At 71.6% G+C, this 15148-nt stretch carries 13 protein-coding genes and 1 tRNA gene; 3 read left to right on the forward strand and 11 right to left on the reverse strand.

The window, feature by feature from the left end; all coding sequences use genetic code 11:
* Positions 1 to 5 precede the first annotated feature (5 nt).
* Complete coding sequence (locus tag IE108_RS11235) at positions 6 to 1271, reverse strand: peptidoglycan-binding protein (RefSeq protein ID WP_064728061.1); 1266 nt, start codon at positions 1269 to 1271, stop codon at positions 6 to 8.
* Between the two features lie 198 nt (positions 1272 to 1469).
* On the opposite strand from IE108_RS11235, the gene IE108_RS11240 reads away from it, so the two are divergent.
* From IE108_RS11240 to glxA, 3 genes are all read left to right on the forward strand, one after another.
* Positions 1470 to 1543 (forward strand) — tRNA-Lys (locus IE108_RS11240).
* 244 nt (positions 1544 to 1787) lie between these two features.
* Positions 1788 to 3779: a glycosyltransferase family 2 protein gene (locus IE108_RS11245; RefSeq protein WP_064728062.1), complete on the forward strand. Its 1992-nt coding sequence runs from the start codon at positions 1788 to 1790 to the stop codon at positions 3777 to 3779.
* Positions 3776 to 5713: a radical copper oxidase GlxA gene (glxA, locus tag IE108_RS11250; protein ID WP_064728063.1), complete on the forward strand. Its 1938-nt coding sequence runs from the start codon at positions 3776 to 3778 to the stop codon at positions 5711 to 5713. The genes IE108_RS11245 and glxA overlap by 4 nt, the downstream gene beginning before the upstream one ends.
* Here glxA and IE108_RS11255 read toward each other — a convergent pair whose 3' ends face one another.
* From IE108_RS11255 to IE108_RS11300, 10 genes are all read right to left on the reverse strand, one after another.
* A complete protein-coding gene (locus IE108_RS11255; RefSeq protein WP_064728064.1) occupies positions 5714 to 6739 on the reverse strand; it encodes a glycoside hydrolase family 6 protein in 1026 nt (341 codons plus the stop codon).
* An 88-nt stretch (positions 6740 to 6827) separates the two neighbouring features.
* Entirely contained in the window at positions 6828 to 7502 is a 675-nt protein-coding gene (locus IE108_RS11260) for a class F sortase (RefSeq protein WP_064728065.1), read from the reverse strand.
* Positions 7503 to 7504: 2 nt separating this feature from the next.
* Positions 7505 to 8056 carry a hypothetical protein gene (locus tag IE108_RS11265; RefSeq protein WP_064728066.1) on the reverse strand — a complete coding sequence of 184 codons (552 nt, stop codon included), beginning with the start codon at positions 8054 to 8056 and terminating at the stop codon, positions 7505 to 7507.
* A gap of 121 nt (positions 8057 to 8177) precedes the next feature.
* On the reverse strand, positions 8178 to 8957 hold the full coding sequence (locus IE108_RS11270; protein WP_064728067.1) for an HAD-IIA family hydrolase: 780 nt from the start codon (positions 8955 to 8957) through the stop codon (positions 8178 to 8180).
* A gap of 77 nt (positions 8958 to 9034) precedes the next feature.
* Positions 9035 to 10540, reverse strand: coding sequence for an alkaline phosphatase family protein (locus tag IE108_RS11275; RefSeq protein ID WP_189397619.1), 1506 nt, complete (start codon positions 10538 to 10540; stop codon positions 9035 to 9037).
* Positions 10541 to 10571: 31 nt separating this feature from the next.
* A complete protein-coding gene (locus IE108_RS11280; RefSeq protein ID WP_064728068.1) occupies positions 10572 to 11624 on the reverse strand; it encodes a 2-aminoethylphosphonate ABC transporter substrate-binding protein in 1053 nt (350 codons plus the stop codon).
* A gap of 82 nt (positions 11625 to 11706) precedes the next feature.
* Positions 11707 to 12504 carry an ABC transporter permease gene (locus IE108_RS11285; RefSeq protein WP_189397620.1) on the reverse strand — a complete coding sequence of 266 codons (798 nt, stop codon included), beginning with the start codon at positions 12502 to 12504 and terminating at the stop codon, positions 11707 to 11709.
* Positions 12491 to 13396 carry a 2-aminoethylphosphonate ABC transporter permease subunit gene (locus tag IE108_RS11290; RefSeq protein WP_079163514.1) on the reverse strand — a complete coding sequence of 302 codons (906 nt, stop codon included), beginning with the start codon at positions 13394 to 13396 and terminating at the stop codon, positions 12491 to 12493. The genes IE108_RS11285 and IE108_RS11290 overlap by 14 nt, the downstream gene beginning before the upstream one ends.
* On the reverse strand, positions 13389 to 14450 hold the full coding sequence (locus IE108_RS11295; protein ID WP_064728070.1) for an ABC transporter ATP-binding protein: 1062 nt from the start codon (positions 14448 to 14450) through the stop codon (positions 13389 to 13391). The genes IE108_RS11290 and IE108_RS11295 overlap by 8 nt, the downstream gene beginning before the upstream one ends.
* Entirely contained in the window at positions 14450 to 15145 is a 696-nt protein-coding gene (locus tag IE108_RS11300) for an HAD family hydrolase (RefSeq protein WP_064728071.1), read from the reverse strand. Before IE108_RS11300 ends, IE108_RS11295 begins: the two co-directional genes overlap by 1 nt.
* Positions 15146 to 15148: the final 3 nt, after the last annotated feature.

Below are 15148 nucleotides of genomic sequence, written 5' to 3' on the forward strand. Positions count from 1 at the left end.
GGCGGTCAGGAGAAGAGCCGCCGCCAGGTCTCCGGGCCCGGGTAGCCGTCCGCCGCGCCACCGCGCCAGCCCTGGGTGCGCTGGAACGCCTGGACGGCCCGCCGGTCCGCCTCGCCCCAGCGCGGACCCGGCCCGGTCGTGTAGTACCGGCCGAATCCCTTCCGCACGAGCCGCTCGCCGAGCCGGGTGACGTACGGGTTCTCCGCTCCGGGGCGGAACATCGCGCGGCCCGGGTAGCCGGCCACCCCGTGCGAGGCGGAGCCCCCGGCCGCGGCCGGCACGTCCTTGCCGCGGCCCTCGGCCAGCAGCCGCCAGGTGCCGGGTCCCGGCAGTCCGTCGGCCTCCCTGCCGCGCCAGCCCTGGGCCAGCTGGAACGCCTCGGTCGCCCTGCGGTCCGCCTCCGACCAGCGGGGTCCCGGCCCCGAGGCGTAGAAGCGGCCGGCGCCCCTGGCCGCGAGCATCCGGCCCAGCTCGGTCACGTGCCGGTTGTTCGCGCCGGGACCGAAGTACGACGCCCCGGGGTACGCCCGGGCCGCGGCCGGCGCGCCGCCGGTCCCGGCCTTGCCCTCCGCCACCCCCTTGTACCGGTAGGGCAGGTACTTCGCGGAGTTGCTCCAGTAGGCGTAGGGCGTGGCGAGCTTCCGGGCGTGCGGCGGGGTCTGCTCGTAGGCCGTGTAGGCGGTGTGTGTGGAGTCGGTCCAGCCGCCGAAGATCACCACGTGTGAGCCTTTCTGGGGGTCGGCCGCGTTGTGGAACAGCAGGATGTCGCCCGGCTGGAGTTCGTCCTTGGTGATCCGGTCCGCGACGGTGCCGAGGCTTCCGGTCCATTCGTTGGTCGGCAGCTTCCAAGCCATCGAGACGTATCCCGAGCAGTCCTGCCGGTATCCGTCGGACCAGTAGGCGGTCATGCTGTACGGCACCTTGGCGGCGACCCAGGTCTTGGCCCGGTCGATGATCTCCGTACGGCTGATGGTGGCCAGCCGGGTGCCGGGCGCGGGGGCGGGCCGGCCCGCCGGACCGTGCAGCGGGGCCCGCCCGCCCTGCGGGGTGTCCGGGTCCTCGGCCGCGGGGACGCCAGGCCGCTCGGGTGCGTGCGCGGTGGCCGGGGGCGCGGCGGCGGCGCCCGCCCCGACGGCGGCCGCCGCGGCGGTGGCGACGATCAGCGCGCGCCGACCCGCCGGGGGCCCCGGGGCGACGGGTTTCCGGCGACGGCAACCGGGACATTCACAGTCGCCCGCGGCGTCGAGTTCCTCGAATACGGGAGTGTCCATGCGATTCCCCTCACACTCCCGGTGCGCATGTCCGCGGCGGTGCACTTCGGTACATGTCCGCCAGTTTCCCAACCGGGTGTGACATTCGCATGTTGACGGTCCGAATGATGTAACCGGGTACCCCGCGGACCTCGCGGGAGCGCCCGCGGGCGGTCCGGAGCACGGTGCGACATCGGGTAGAGTTGTGCAGGTCAGCAGGCGCCGCTAGCTCAGTTGGTTAGAGCAGCTGACTCTTAATCAGCGGGTCCGGGGTTCGAGTCCCTGGCGGCGCACAGACGGCCGAAGGCCCCTCGTATCACACGGGGGGCCTTCGGTGTACCCGGGCCGGGAACGCCTTGCGATCATGAGGAAGCCCATAGAACCCTGGTCCGGTTCATGGGCCGGATGCCGAGCGAGCACCCCTGCAACCGGGGGCATCCATTCCATGTCTATATAAGGTGTCTGACGGTCGAGGGGGACCTGTCCAGGCCAGGAAAGCGACGAAACACGCATGACCCGCGTGTGGGGGGATGATTCATGACGTCGACGCCGACGGGCGCCGGACCTGACGAGGACCCGTCACAGACCACCCAGCTCCGGGTGCCCGGGCATCGGTCCTGGAACACCGGTTCGTTCCGGCGGATACGCAAGACCCTGCCGAAGTACGACTACGAGCACTACAGCCGCCTCGCGGGCCCCCTCACCCAGCCCGACCCGCACAAGCCGTACCAGGTCCAGTACCGCTCGCTGATATCCCAGGAGCCGCACCGGGTCCGGGTGGCGCTGATGCTGGCCGCCGCCCCGCTGCTGTCGGTGGTGCTGCTGGTCTGGCTGCTCCAGCCCACGCACTGGACCGAGCGCGACTACCCCGCCTTCGACTGGCTGCCCACGCTCGACATCGTGATGCTCGTGGCGATCGGCCTGATCGAGCTGTTCCGCTGCCTGAACGTGCTCTCGAACGCGCACGCCACCCTGGTCGCCCGCGACCCGGTCCCCGTGGTCCCCGAGACCGGCACCCGGGTCGCCTTCCTCACCTCCTTCGTGCCCGGCAAGGAGCCCCTGGAGATGGTGACGAAGACCCTGGAGGCGGCCGTGAAGATCCGCCACCGCGGCCTCATGCACGTCTGGCTCCTCGACGAGGGCGACGACCCCGAGGTGAAGGAGGTCTGCGCCCGCCTGGGCGTGCACCACTTCTCCCGCAAGGGCGTCTCCAAGTGGAACCGGAAGAAGGGCCCGCACCGCGCCAAGACCAAGCACGGCAACTACAACGCCTGGCTGGACGCGCACGGCGGCGAATACGACTTCTTCGCCTCGGTCGACACCGACCACGTGCCGCTGCCCAACTACCTGGAGCGGATGCTCGGCTTCTTCCGCGACCCGGACGTCGGCTTCGTCATCGGCCCCCAGGTCTACGGCAACTACGACAACCCGATCACCAAGGCCGCCGAGTCGCAGCAGTTCCTCTTCCACGCGCTGATCCAGCGCGCGGGCAACCGGTACGGCTCCCCCATGTTCGTGGGCACCTCGAACGCGGTGCGCATCAGCGCGCTCAAGCAGATCGGCGGGCTGTACGACTCGATCACCGAGGACATGGCGACCGGCTTCGAGATCCACCGTCACAGGAACCCGGCCACCGGCCGCAAGTGGCGCTCGGTCTACACCCCGGACGTGCTCGCGGTGGGCGAGGGCCCGAACGCCTGGACGGACTTCTTCACCCAGCAGATGCGCTGGTCGCGGGGGACGTACGAGACGATCCTCAAGCAGTACTGGAAGGGCTGGTACTCGCTGCCGCCGAGCAAGCTCTTCAACTACACGATGATGATCATCTTCTATCCGATGTCGGCCCTGAACTGGATCCTCGCGGCGCTGAGCTGCTGCCTGTTCCTGGGCCTGGGCGCCTCCGGCGTCAACATCGACCCCGCGGTCTGGCTGATGCTCTACGGCAACGCCTCCGCGCTCCAGATCGGCCTCTACGTCTGGAACCGCCGCCACAACGTCTCCCCGCACGAGCCCGAGGGCTCCGGCGGTGTGGCCGGCATGATCATGTCCGCGCTGTCGGCACCGCTGTACGCCAAGGCGCTCATCGACTCCGTGCTGCGCCGCAAGAGCAAGTTCGTGGTGACCCCGAAGGGCGACTCGGCCAGCCCGGACACCCTGTTCGGGACCTTCCGGTACCACTGGTACTTCATCGTGATCTTCGCCGCGTCGATCACCGCCGGCTTCGTCCTCGGGCACTCCCATCCCGCGATGATCATCTGGGCGACGTTCGCGCTGCTGATCACCGCCTCGCCGATGTTCGCGTGGCGCCACGAGCTGCGGAAGGCGAAGAAGCGGCCCGCGGCCGTCGCCGCCGAGCCCGTACCGCCCGTGCCGCCCCCGTCCCGCGGACGGCACGCGTCGCACGGCCGGCCCGCGCCCCACGGACAGCACACACCGCAGCAGCAGCCCAGCTGGACGCCCTCCCCCGACGGGGGCGACGACCAGACCATGCAGATCGCCCTTGGTGGACTTGGGGGACGTAAGGAATGAAAGACCGTGCCGGCCGCCGCCGCGCCCGTCGCTTCGCGATAGGTACGGCGGTGGTAGTCGCGCTGGCCGGGATGAACGGACCGTGGCTCTACCGCTTCGGAACCGAGAAATACCACCAGTACAAGATCAATCAGCCGGAGTACAAGGCCGCCAACGGCAAGTGGGAGATCGTCGAGTTTCCCGAGAAGTACCGGCAGAACACCATCCACGCGGCGCTGCTGCGCACCGGCAAGGTGCTGCTCGTCGCCGGGTCGGGCAACAACCAGGACAACGCCGACGACAAGCGGTACGACACGCGGATCTGGGATCCCGTCAAGGGCACCGTCAAGAAGGTGCCGACCCCGACGGACCTGTTCTGCACCGGGCACACCCAGCTCGCCAACGGCAACCTGCTGATCGCGGGCGGCACCAAGCGGTACGAGAAGCTCAAGGGCGACGTCACCAAGGCCGGCGGTCTGATGGTCGTCCACAACGAGAACCCGGACCAGCCGATCACCCTGCCCGCCGGGACCCGCTTCACCGGCAAGGAGAACGGCAAGACCTTCGTCTCCAAGGACCCGGTCCTGGTGCCCCGCGCCGAGAAGGTCTTCGACCCGGACACCGGTGAGTTCGTGCGCAACGACCCGGGCCTGGGCCGGATCTACGTGGAGGCCCAGCGCAGCGGCGCCCAGTACGAGACGGGCACGGAGGACAACTACCGCGTCCAGGGGCTGTCGGGCGCCGACGCGCGCAACACCTACGGCATCGCGCAGAAGCTCGCCCTCGACAAGAAGGACTTCCAGGGGATCCGGGACGCCTTCGAGTTCGACCCGGTCGCCGAGAAGTACATCAAGGTCGACCCGATGCACGAGGCCCGCTGGTACCCCACGCTCACCACCCTGGGCGACGGGAAGATCCTCAGCGTCTCCGGCCTCGACGACATCGGCCAGCTGGTCCCGGGCAAGAACGAGGTATACGACCCCGGGACCAGGAAGTGGACCTACACCGACAAGGTCCGCCAGTTCCCTACGTACCCGGCGCTGTTCCTCACGCAGAACGGCAAGATCTTCTACTCGGGCGCGAACGCCGGCTACGGCCCCGACGACGTGGGCCGCGACCCCGGTATCTGGGACGTGGAGACCAACAAGTTCACCAAGGTGCCCGGCCTCAGCGACGCCGACATGCTGGAGACCGCGAACACCGTGCTGCTGCCGCCGGCGCAGGACGAGAAGTACATGGTGATCGGCGGCGGCGGGGTCGGCGAGTCCAGGCTGTCCAGCGAGAAGACCCGGATCATCGACCTGAAGGCGGACGACCCGCGGTTCGTGGACGGGCCGTCCATGGAGAAGGGCACGCGCTACCCGCAGGCCTCCGTCCTGCCCGACGACAGCGTGCTGGTCTCCGGCGGCTCGGAGGACTACCGGGGCCGCGGCGACTCCAACATCCTGCAGGCCCGGATGTACCACCCGGACACCAACGACTTCGAGCGGGTGGCCGATCCGCTGGTGGGCCGCAACTACCACTCCGGTTCGATCCTGCTGCCCGACGGACGCCTGATGTTCTTCGGGTCGGACTCGCTCTACGCGGACAAGGCCAACACCAAGCCCGGCAAGTTCGAGCAGCGGATCGAGATCTACACGCCGCCGTACCTGTACCGGGACTCGCGGCCGGACCTGTCCGGCGGGCCGCAGACCATCGCGCGCGGCGACTCGGGCACGTTCACCTCGCGGGCGGCGTCGACGGTGAAGAAGGTGCGGCTGATCCGGCCCAGCGCCTCCACGCACGTCACCGACGTGGACCAGCGGTCCGTCGCGCTGGACTTCACCGCGGACGGGGACCGGCTGACGGTGACGGTGCCGGAGAACAAGAACGTGGTGCAGTCGGGGTGGTACATGATGTTCGCGACCGACGGGGAGGGGACGCCTTCCAAGGCCCAGTGGGTGCGGGTGCCTTAGTCATCCCCTGGCCAGTTCCGAGGCGTACTCCGGGTACCACTCGCCCGCCTTGGGGCCGCCCTTGCACTCGCCGTCCGACTCCCCGGGGCGCTTCACCCACAGGTAGGCGTCGACCAGGGGGTCGGACGTCTTCGTGGTGGGGGTCTCACCGAGGGCGCGGCCGGGCGGGTTGCACCAGCGTTCGTCCGGGGCGCCCCCGGTGTAGGGGCCGTTGCCGTTGCGGCTGGTGTCGATGACGAAGGGCTTGCCGCCGACCTTCGCGGAGAGCTGCTTGCCGTAGGCGGTGGACTCCTCGGTCGGGTAGAAGTTCGACACGTTGACCGCGAAGCCGTCGGCGCGCTCGACGCCGGCGCGCTTCAGCGGGTCGAAGATCTGGTCGGGGTGGCCCCAGCCGGCGTTGCCCGCGTCCAGGTAGACCTTGGTGTTCTTCAGGGCGGTGAGCTTGCCGACGGCCTCGTTCAGCAGGGCGTAGCGCTCCTCGTGGAACTGCTCCGGGGTGCAGCCGTCCACCAGGTGGAGCACGGCGTCCGGTTCCAGGACGACCGTGGCGGAGCGGTCGCCGATGCCCTTGGCCACGCCGTCGACGAAGTCCCGGTAGGCGTCTCCGTCGGCGGCGCCGCCGCCCGAGTACTGGCCGCAGTCGCGGTGCGGGATGTTGTAGAGCACGAGCAGGGCGGTGCGGCCGGCCTCGTCGGCGGCCTCGGTGAAGCCCCGGGCCTGTTCCTCGGGGTTCTCCGGGCTGATCCACTCGCCGGTCGGCTGCTGGGCGATCCGGCGGATCCGCTCGGCCTCGTCCTTCTTGCCGGCCTCGGCCAGCGACGCCACCTCCCGCGCGGCGGTCCCGTCGGGGTTGACCCAGAACGGGTCCGTCTCCTTGGGCTGCTGCGTGATCCCGGCTCCGGCGCCCGGGCCCTTGTCCTCCCCGTCGCCGGACGAGGAGCAGCCCGCGAGCAGCAGTGCCGCGCCGAGCACCGCCGCCGACGTCCGCCTCGTGGACAACGTCGCGGCCCCCCTGCTGCCGTACATCCAACCCCCCTGGGTGCGTTGCGAGGCTCAATCCTGACATACGCCTCCGGCACCCGAGCGGTTCCGGGGCGGGGCGCCCACGGCTGTGCTAGGAGGCGGTTCCGGTGAGGTAGGCGGAGACGACGACGTTGGCCGTGTAGCTGTTCGTCGTGCGGTCGAAGGTGCCGCCGCAGGTGATCAGGCGGAGTTCGGCGCGGCCCGGGTCGCGGGGGCCGTAGGCCTGGCGGGCGTCGAATCCGTCCCGGGTGAGGACCTCGACGTCGTCGACGGTGAACTCGGCGGTCGCGCCGTCGTCGCGGGTCACGCGGACCGTCTCGCCGGGCTCCAGGGCGCTGAGCCGGTAGAAGACGGCGGGCCGGGTCTCGGTGTCGACGTGGCCCACCATCAGCGCCGTGCCGGCCGCGCCGGGGGTGACGCCGTCGGCGTACCAGCCGACGGAGCCGGCCCGCTCGAACGGCGGGGGCTCGACGGCGCCCTTGGCGTCCAGTCCGCCGGCCAGGACCGGGGCGCTGATGTCGAGGCCGGGGACGTCGAGCCGTTGCGGCCGGGCGTCGCCGAGGGGGGCGTGGGCGGGGGGCAGGGGCAGGTCGGGGGGACGGCCGGCCGCCGCCATGTCGCCGGTGGCCGGCCGGGATATGCCCTCGCGGACGTCGGTGGCCTCGCGGCCCCACAGCCACAGGCCGAGGAGCAGCACGGTCCAGGCGATGCCGGTCACCAGGCGGCCCCCGGGGGCGGTGGTGGCTCGCGCGTTCTGCTCGGACATGGTCAGTCCGTCCCGCGGCTCCGGCTGCGGACGCTGCGCAGCGCGACGGCGACGGCGGCGATGCCGGCCAGGACCAGGCCGGTCACGGTGTGCGCGGTGCCGGGGGGCTCGGGCCGGGCCTCCTCGGCGCCGTCCGCGGCGGCCAGCCGGGCGCTGCCGCCGCCGCCCGCGTCGACGGGGGCGACGGGAGAGGCGGGCGCGGCCGGACGCCGGGCCTCGCCGACGTGGACGGTGCCCCGGCGGTCGTCGCCGCCGCAGGTGACGCGCACGGCGTAGGCGCCGGCCGCCACGCCGGAGCGGACCGAGGCGGCTCCGACGAGGACGCCGTCCTTCTCGGCCACGGTGAGCCGTACGTCGGAGACGAACGCCGCCGACACGGCGACGGCGGTCCGCTCGGTGCAGTCGGGCACGCGCAGCTCGACGTCGCCGCCGGGCGCGGGCGCGGACGGAGACACCGAGACGCCCGCCCCGTCGGCCGCGTACGCGGGCGCGATCGGTGCGAGGGCCGCCGTCAGGGCGGCTCCCGCACAGAGAGTGACTTTCAGTGAGCCCATCGTGTACCTCCAGTTACCTGGAGACTCCCCCGGTGACCCCGCCCCCGCATCCCGCGCGGGCCGGTGGCTCGGCCGAACGGGTTACTGCGCGGGGCCGGGGGTTTACCGGGGCTCGCGGGTCTCAGACCCGTTCGACGAGGTCGGCGATGGAGTCGACCACCTGGGAGGGGCGGTACGGGAAGTGGTCGACCTGCTCGGGACGGGTGAGGCCGGTGAGGACGAGGAAGGTCTGCATGCCCGCCTCCATGCCGGCCAGGACGTCGGTGTCCATCCGGTCGCCGATCATCGCGCTGGTCTCGGAGTGGGCGCCGATCGCGTTGAGCCCGGTGCGCATCATCAGCGGGTTGGGCTTGCCGGCGAAGTACGGCTGCCGGCCGGTGGCCTTGGTGATCAGCGCGGCCACCGCGCCGGTCGCCGGGAGCGGGCCCTCGGTGGAGGGGCCGGTCTCGTCGGGGTTGGTGCAGATGAAGCGGGCGCCGGCGTTGATCAGCCGGACCGCCTTGGTCATGGCCTCGAAGGAGTAGGTGCGGGTCTCGCCGAGGACGACGTAGTCGGGGTCGTGGTCGGTGAGGATGTAGCCGATGTCGTGCAGGGCCGTGGTCAGGCCGGCCTCGCCGATGACGTACGCCGAGCCGCCGGGCCGCTGGTCGTCCAGGAACTGGGCGGTGGCCAGCGCCGACGTCCAGATCGACTCGATCGGCACCTCCAGGCCCATCCGCCGCAGCCGGGCGTGCAGGTCGCGCGGGGTGTAGATCGAGTTGTTGGTGAGGACCAGGAAGGGCCGGCCGGACTCCCGGAGCCTCTTGATGAAGGCGTCGGCGCCGGGAATCGGCACGCCCTCGTGGATGAGGACGCCGTCCATGTCGGTGAGCCACGACTCGATGGGCTTGCGGTCTGCCATTGCGACGAACTCCTGGCGTGCGGTGGGGCATGGGCGGGGGCGCCGGAACCACGGCGTACCGACGCCCCACAGCCTAATCAGGAGCCGGTCAGAGCGACCCCGTCGATCACCCAGTACCAGTTGTTGCCGCCGCTGTAGCGGAAGCGGACGCGGGCGGTGCGGGCGCCGGAGGGCACCTGGAGGGTGACGGTCTCGGTGCGGGAGGGGACGTCGGCGGTGTAGGTGCGGACGCTCACCGGGGCCGCGCCGTCGTAGGAGACGAGGACCTCGCCCTTCTGCGGCGACTCGTGGCGGTAGTAGGTGGTGTACGTCAGCGTGGCGGTGCGGCCGCCGGTGACCGGGTAGGCGGGGCTGACCAGGGTGGAGTCGAAGGTGCCGGTGACGGGCTTGTCGTACCACTCGTCGCCGTCGGCGACCGCGAAGACGTTCCGGGCGCGGATGTTGGACTCGCGGGACTGGTCGCGCTGGGCGGAGGTCCAGAACTCGTCGGTGGTGAAGGTCCAGCCGCGCCATTCGGCGACCCCGCCGGTGCCCATCGCGGAGTTGTCGACGGTCCAGCCGGCGGGCGGGGTGTGGGTGTGGCCGAGGACGCCGGCGGGGATGCCGGTCTCGTCGGTGCGGGCGGTGAGCTTCGGGCGCAGGGCGTCGAAGTCGTCGGGGCGGGGCTGCTGGACGGGGCGTCCGTCGAGGTTCCACGCCGGGTCGATCGCGATGCCGAGGTGGGCGAGGGCGGAGGCGGCGACGTCCGGCATCTTCACGTCGTACCGGACGGAGCCCGCGGCGAGGGTGGGGCCGGTGGCGATCAGGAAGGTGGAGCGCTCGGAGAGGGTGGAGCCGCCGTGGCCGCCGGCGTCGGTGTGACCGTGGTCGGCGGTGATCATGATCAGCCAGTCCTCGGCGCCGTAGGACGGGCGGGACTTCACGGCGGCGACCATGCGGCCCACCTGGGCGTCGGCGGTGTGGATCGCGGCCAGGTACTGGCTGCTGGCCGCGCCGTGGTCGTGGCCTGCGTGGTCGATGTTGTCGAGCTGGACGAAGACCGCGTCGGGGTTGCCGTTCCCGAGCCGGTCGACGGCGCGGGAGGTGGTGCCGGTGTCGTACTCGGCGCTCGGGGTGGAGACGCGGGTGTCGACCGCGGCGGAGAAGACGGTGTCGGTGATCGGGGCCCAGGAGGAGACGGCGTACGTCGTCCGGGACGGCGCGGCGGTCTCGATCCGGGTGAGGAAGTCGGGGTACTGGGCGAAGCGGTGGCCGGTGAAGGCGTTGTCCCGGACGTTGTGCTTGTCGGGCCAGACGCCGGTGATGAGGGTGGACCAGCCGGGGCCGGACATGGTCGGCGCGAGGGGGTTGGCGTAGATGGTGCTGGGGGCGGTGAGGCCGGCCGCCATGAGGGCGTCGAGGTTGGGGGCGTCGGCGTCCTTGATGCGGGTGAGCAGGGCCCCGTCGAGGCCGATGACCAGGACCTTGGGGGTCTTGGCGGCGGCGCGGGCGGTGGTGGCGAGCGGGCCCGCGGTCACCGCGAGCGCGGCGGCGGACAGGAGCAGGGAGCGGCGGGTCGGGCGGTGCGTCACGTGAACCTCCATGAGGGGCGGAGCCGTGCGGGCGGGGTGGTGCTCAGCTGCCTGTGGCGGACTTCCACGCGTCGACGTACGACGTGAGGTTCTCCTCGATGTCGTCCCAGTCGGGTTCGAAGACCTCGACGCCGTCCATCAGCTTGGCCAGGGCGATCGCGTTGGCGTCGGTGGCCTTGACGTCCTGGCGGGCCGCGAAGCCGCCGCCGACCTCGCTGACCTGGCGCTGGGCCTTCCGGCCGAGCATGTAGTCGAGGAGCTTCCTGCCGTTCTCGTCGTGCGGGGCGTCGGTGACCAGGCCGGCGGCGTAGGGCAGGGCGAAGGTGGTGGGCCTGCCGCCCTCGCGGGCCGGGAACCAGATGCCGAGGTTCGGCATGGACTTGGACTGGGCGTAGTTCATCTGCACGTCGCCGTTGGCGACCAGCAGTTCGCCCTTGTCGACCTTGGGGGCGAGCTTGCCGGTGGAGGCCGACGGGCCGACGTTGTTGGCCTGGAGCTTCTTGAGGTAGTCCATGGCCGGCTTCTCGCCGCCGAAGTCGTGCATGGCCTTGATGAGGACGGCGGTGCCGTCGCCGGCGACGCCGGGGGTGGAGTACTGGAGCTTGTTCTCGTACGTCGGGTCGAGCAGGTCCTCCCAGGTGGTGGGGGCCTGCTTCAGCTCCTTCTTGTTCTGGATGAACCCGAAGTAGTTGTTGACGACGGCGGTCCAGGTGCCGTTCGCGGCCTTGTCGGCGCCGCTGACCTGGTCGACGCCCTTGGGCGCGTACTTCTGCAGCAGGCCCTTGGCGTCGGCCTGCTGGATGAACGGCGGGAGGGTGACGAGCACGTCGGCCTGCGGGTTGCGCTTCTCGCGGGTGGCGCGCTGCACCATCTCGCCGGAGCCGCCCTCGACGTACTCGACCTTGATGCCGGTCTCCTTCTCGAAGTCCTTGAAGACCTGGTCGTACCAGCCGTCGCCGTTCTCGCCCTTGAGGCCGTCGGCGCTGTAGACGGTGACGACGTCCTCGTCGGCGGCCGCGGAGTTGCCGCCGCAGGCGGTCAGCGGGAGGGCGAGGAGGCAGAGGGCGGTGAGCGGCAGCAGGGGCTTTGTGCGCATGGCGAGGTGAACTCCTTGCGGGAGAAGGGAGAAGGGAGAAGGGAGAGGGAAGAAGGGCGAAGTGGCGGTGGAGCGGGCGGGGCTAGCGGTAGGAGGCCCTGGTGCGGATGCGGGAGACGCCGAACAGCACCAGGAGGGTGGCCGCCATCAGCACCACGGCGACGGCGGAGCCGGTGAACAGGGCGCCCCGGTCGGTGGCCGCGTAGACGAGGACCGGCAGCGGGGTCCAGTCCGGCGGGTAGAGCATCATCGTGGCGCTCAGCTCGCCCATGGACAGGGCGAAGCAGAGGCCGGCGGCGGCGGTCAGGGACGGCAGCAGCAGCGGGAGCCGCACCCGCCACAGGACGTACGCGGGTGAGGCGCCCAGTGAGGCGGCGGCCTGCGCGTAGGCCGGGTCGAGGCGGGTGATCGCCGCGGACACCGACTGGTGGGCGAAGGCGGTGACCAGCACGGTGTGGGCGACGATCACGATCCAGCGGGTGCCGTTGAGGAGGAACGGCGGCTGGGAGAAGGCGACCAGGATCGCCAGGCCGACGACGACGGAGGGCACGGCGACCGGCAGGACGAAGAGGGCGTCCATGATCTTGCGGTGGCGCTTGTTCAGCGCGGCGGCGGCGAGCGCGGCCCAGGTGCCGACGGCCAGCGCCAGCAGGCTCGCGACGAGCGCGGTGACCAGGCTGGTGGTGAGGGCCTGGAGGGCTTCACCGCGGGTCGCTGCCCGGTAGTTGGCGATCGTCGCGCCGGAGGGCAGGACGCTGGACCAGTGGGTGGCGAAGGAGGCGCCCAGGACGACGAGCAGGGGGAGCGCGAAGAGCGGCAGGAAGAGGACGAGGAAGAGCGCCCACACGGCCCACCTCGCCTTGCGGCTATGCACCAGCACGGCGGCTCACCACCCGGTAGAGGCCGTACAGGCCCACGGAGATCAGGACGTTGACGACGGCGACCACACAGGCGCCCGGGTAGTCGGACTCCAGCATGGCCTTGCCGTACACGAGCGTCGGCAGGGTGGTGACGCCCTTGGCGCCGGTGAAGAGCACGATGCCGAACTCGTTGAGGCACAGCACCAGGACGAGGCTGCCGCCGGCCGCGAGGGCGGGCAGCGCCTCCGGCAGGATGATCCGCCGGACGATGCGCGGGGCGCGGGCGCCGAGCGAACTGGCCGCCTCCAGCTGGGCGGTGTCCAGCTGCGAGAACGCGGCGAGCAGCGGGCGCACCACGAAGGGCGTGAAGTACGTGATCTCCGCGAGGAGGACGCCCCAGGGCGTGGTGAGGAACTGGAAGGGCCCCTCTGCCGCCCCGGTGGCGTCCGTCCACAGCCCGTTGGCCATGCCGACCGTGCCGTAGATGAACAGCAGGGCCAGCGTGATCAGGAAGGAGGGGAAGGAGAGGAAGACGTCGATGAAGCGGGCGACCGCCTTCGCCCCGGGGAACGGCACGAACGCGATGACCAGCGCGAGCACGAACCCGAGCACCAGGCACCCGGCGGTCGCGGCCACCGCCAGCCACACCGTGGTCCACAGCGCCTCGCGGAACGCGTACGAGGCGAACACGTCGGCGTACGGCTCCAGCGAGGTGCCGCCGGTGTCGGGCTGGAAGGACTGCTGGACGACGAGGGCCAGGGGGTAGAGGAAGAAGACCGCGAGGAGCACCACCGGAGGCAAGGCCCACACGAGTGCTCTGAAGGGGCGCTGGGCCGTGCTCGGCTCGCGGCCGCCGCCGCCGGGGCGCGACCGGCCGGTGACGGCCCGCGGCTTGTGCATGACGTCAGTCATGGTCCACCCCGGCGGGCAGCAGCACCGCGTCGTCCGGCGCGAAGTGCAGCGTCACCTCGTCGCCATGAGCAGGCGGATCCCGCAGCTCGCGCAGGTCAGCCATCACCCGGTGACCGCCCACGTCGACGAAGAGCCGGTGCGTCGAGCCGCGCCACTGGATCTCCTCCAGCGTCCCGGCGAGCCGGTTGGGTCCGTCCCCGAGCCCGACGAGGTGCGGCCGCACGCACAGGACTGCCGACGCTCCCGGCGCGGCGCTCGACGTGTCGACCTTGACGTCCGCGCCGGCGAAGGACACTCCCCCGGCCGTGACGGTCACCGGCAGCAGGTTCGCGCCGCCCACGAAGGACGCCGTGAACTCGTCGGCCGGCGACCGGTACAGCTCCCTCGGCGTCCCGCACGCGCGCAGCCTCGCCTTGTCCATCACCGCGATCCGGTCGGCGAGGGTCAGGGCCTCCACCTGGTCGTGGGTGACGTAGAGGATCGACACGTCGGGCAGCTCGCGGTGCAGCCGGGCCAGTTCGGCGAGCATGCCGGAGCGGAGCTGCGCGTCGAGCGCCGAGAGGGGTTCGTCGAGGAGCAGGACGCCGGGGCGGATGGCGAGCGCGCGGGCGATGGCGACGCGCTGCTGCTGGCCGCCGGACAGCTCGCGGGGGTGGCGGCGGGCGTAGGCGCCCATGCCGGTCAGGTCCAGCGCCTCGGCGACCCGCTCGCGGATCTCGGCCCGGGGGACCTTGCGGGCGCGCAGTCCGAAGGCGACGTTCTCCTCCACCCGCATGTGCGGGAAGAGCGCGTACTGCTGGACGACCATGCCGATGCCGCGCCGGTGCGGGGGCAGGTCGGTGACGTCGCGGTCGCCGAGGAACACCCGCCCCGAGGCGGGCCGCACGAACCCGGCGACCGCCCGCAGCGCGGTGGTCTTGCCGGATCCGGACGGCCCGAGCAGCGCCATGACCTCGCCGGGTTCGACGGTGAGGTCGAAGGTGTCGAGGACGACATTGCCGTCGTAGGCGACGGTGACCGAGTCGAAGCGTATGCCGCTGCTCGTGGCGCTCATCAGCCGTCGACTCCCCGCAGGAGGGCGGGCAGGCCGGCGACCGAGTCGAGGACGTGGCCGGCGCCCGCCTCGCGGAAGGCGTCGTCGCGGTGGGCGCCGGTCCGCACCCCGGCGACCAGTCCCGCGCCGGCCCGTACGCCGCTGAGCACGTCGTAGGCGGTGTCCCCGACCACGGCGACCTGGCGTACGTCTTCGGCGGCCCCGGTCCGCAGGAAGGCCGCCAGCACCATGTCCGGGTACGGCCGTCCGCGTCCGCCCGCGTCGGCGGGGCACAGGGTGAGCGGCACCAGGTCGTGCCAGCCGAGGGCGCCGAGGATGGCGTCCTGGGTGACGCGGGCGAAGCCGGTGGTCAGGACGACGGTACGGCCGTCGGCGGTCAGTTCCTCGACGGCCTCGCGGGCGCCGGGGACCGGGGCGATCAGGCCGCCGTCGACCAGTTCGCCGTACGCCTTCTCGAACGTGGTGTTGGCGTGCTGGGCGCGGTCCTCGTCGCCGAACAGGTGCCGGAAGACGGAGATCTTGGACTCGCCCATGGTGGCGCGGACGTAGTCGAGCTTCTCGGCGTGGTCCGGGGTGCCGGGCTCGACGCCCAGTTCGCGGGCGGCGGCGTCGAAGGCGCGCTCGACCAGGCCGCCGTCGGCGACGGTGGTGCCGGCCATGTCGAGGACGACGAGGCGGATGTCTGTAGTGGTCATGGG

The organism is Streptomyces parvulus, assembly GCF_014648855.1.
GTDB lineage: Bacteria > Actinomycetota > Actinomycetes > Streptomycetales > Streptomycetaceae > Streptomyces > Streptomyces parvulus.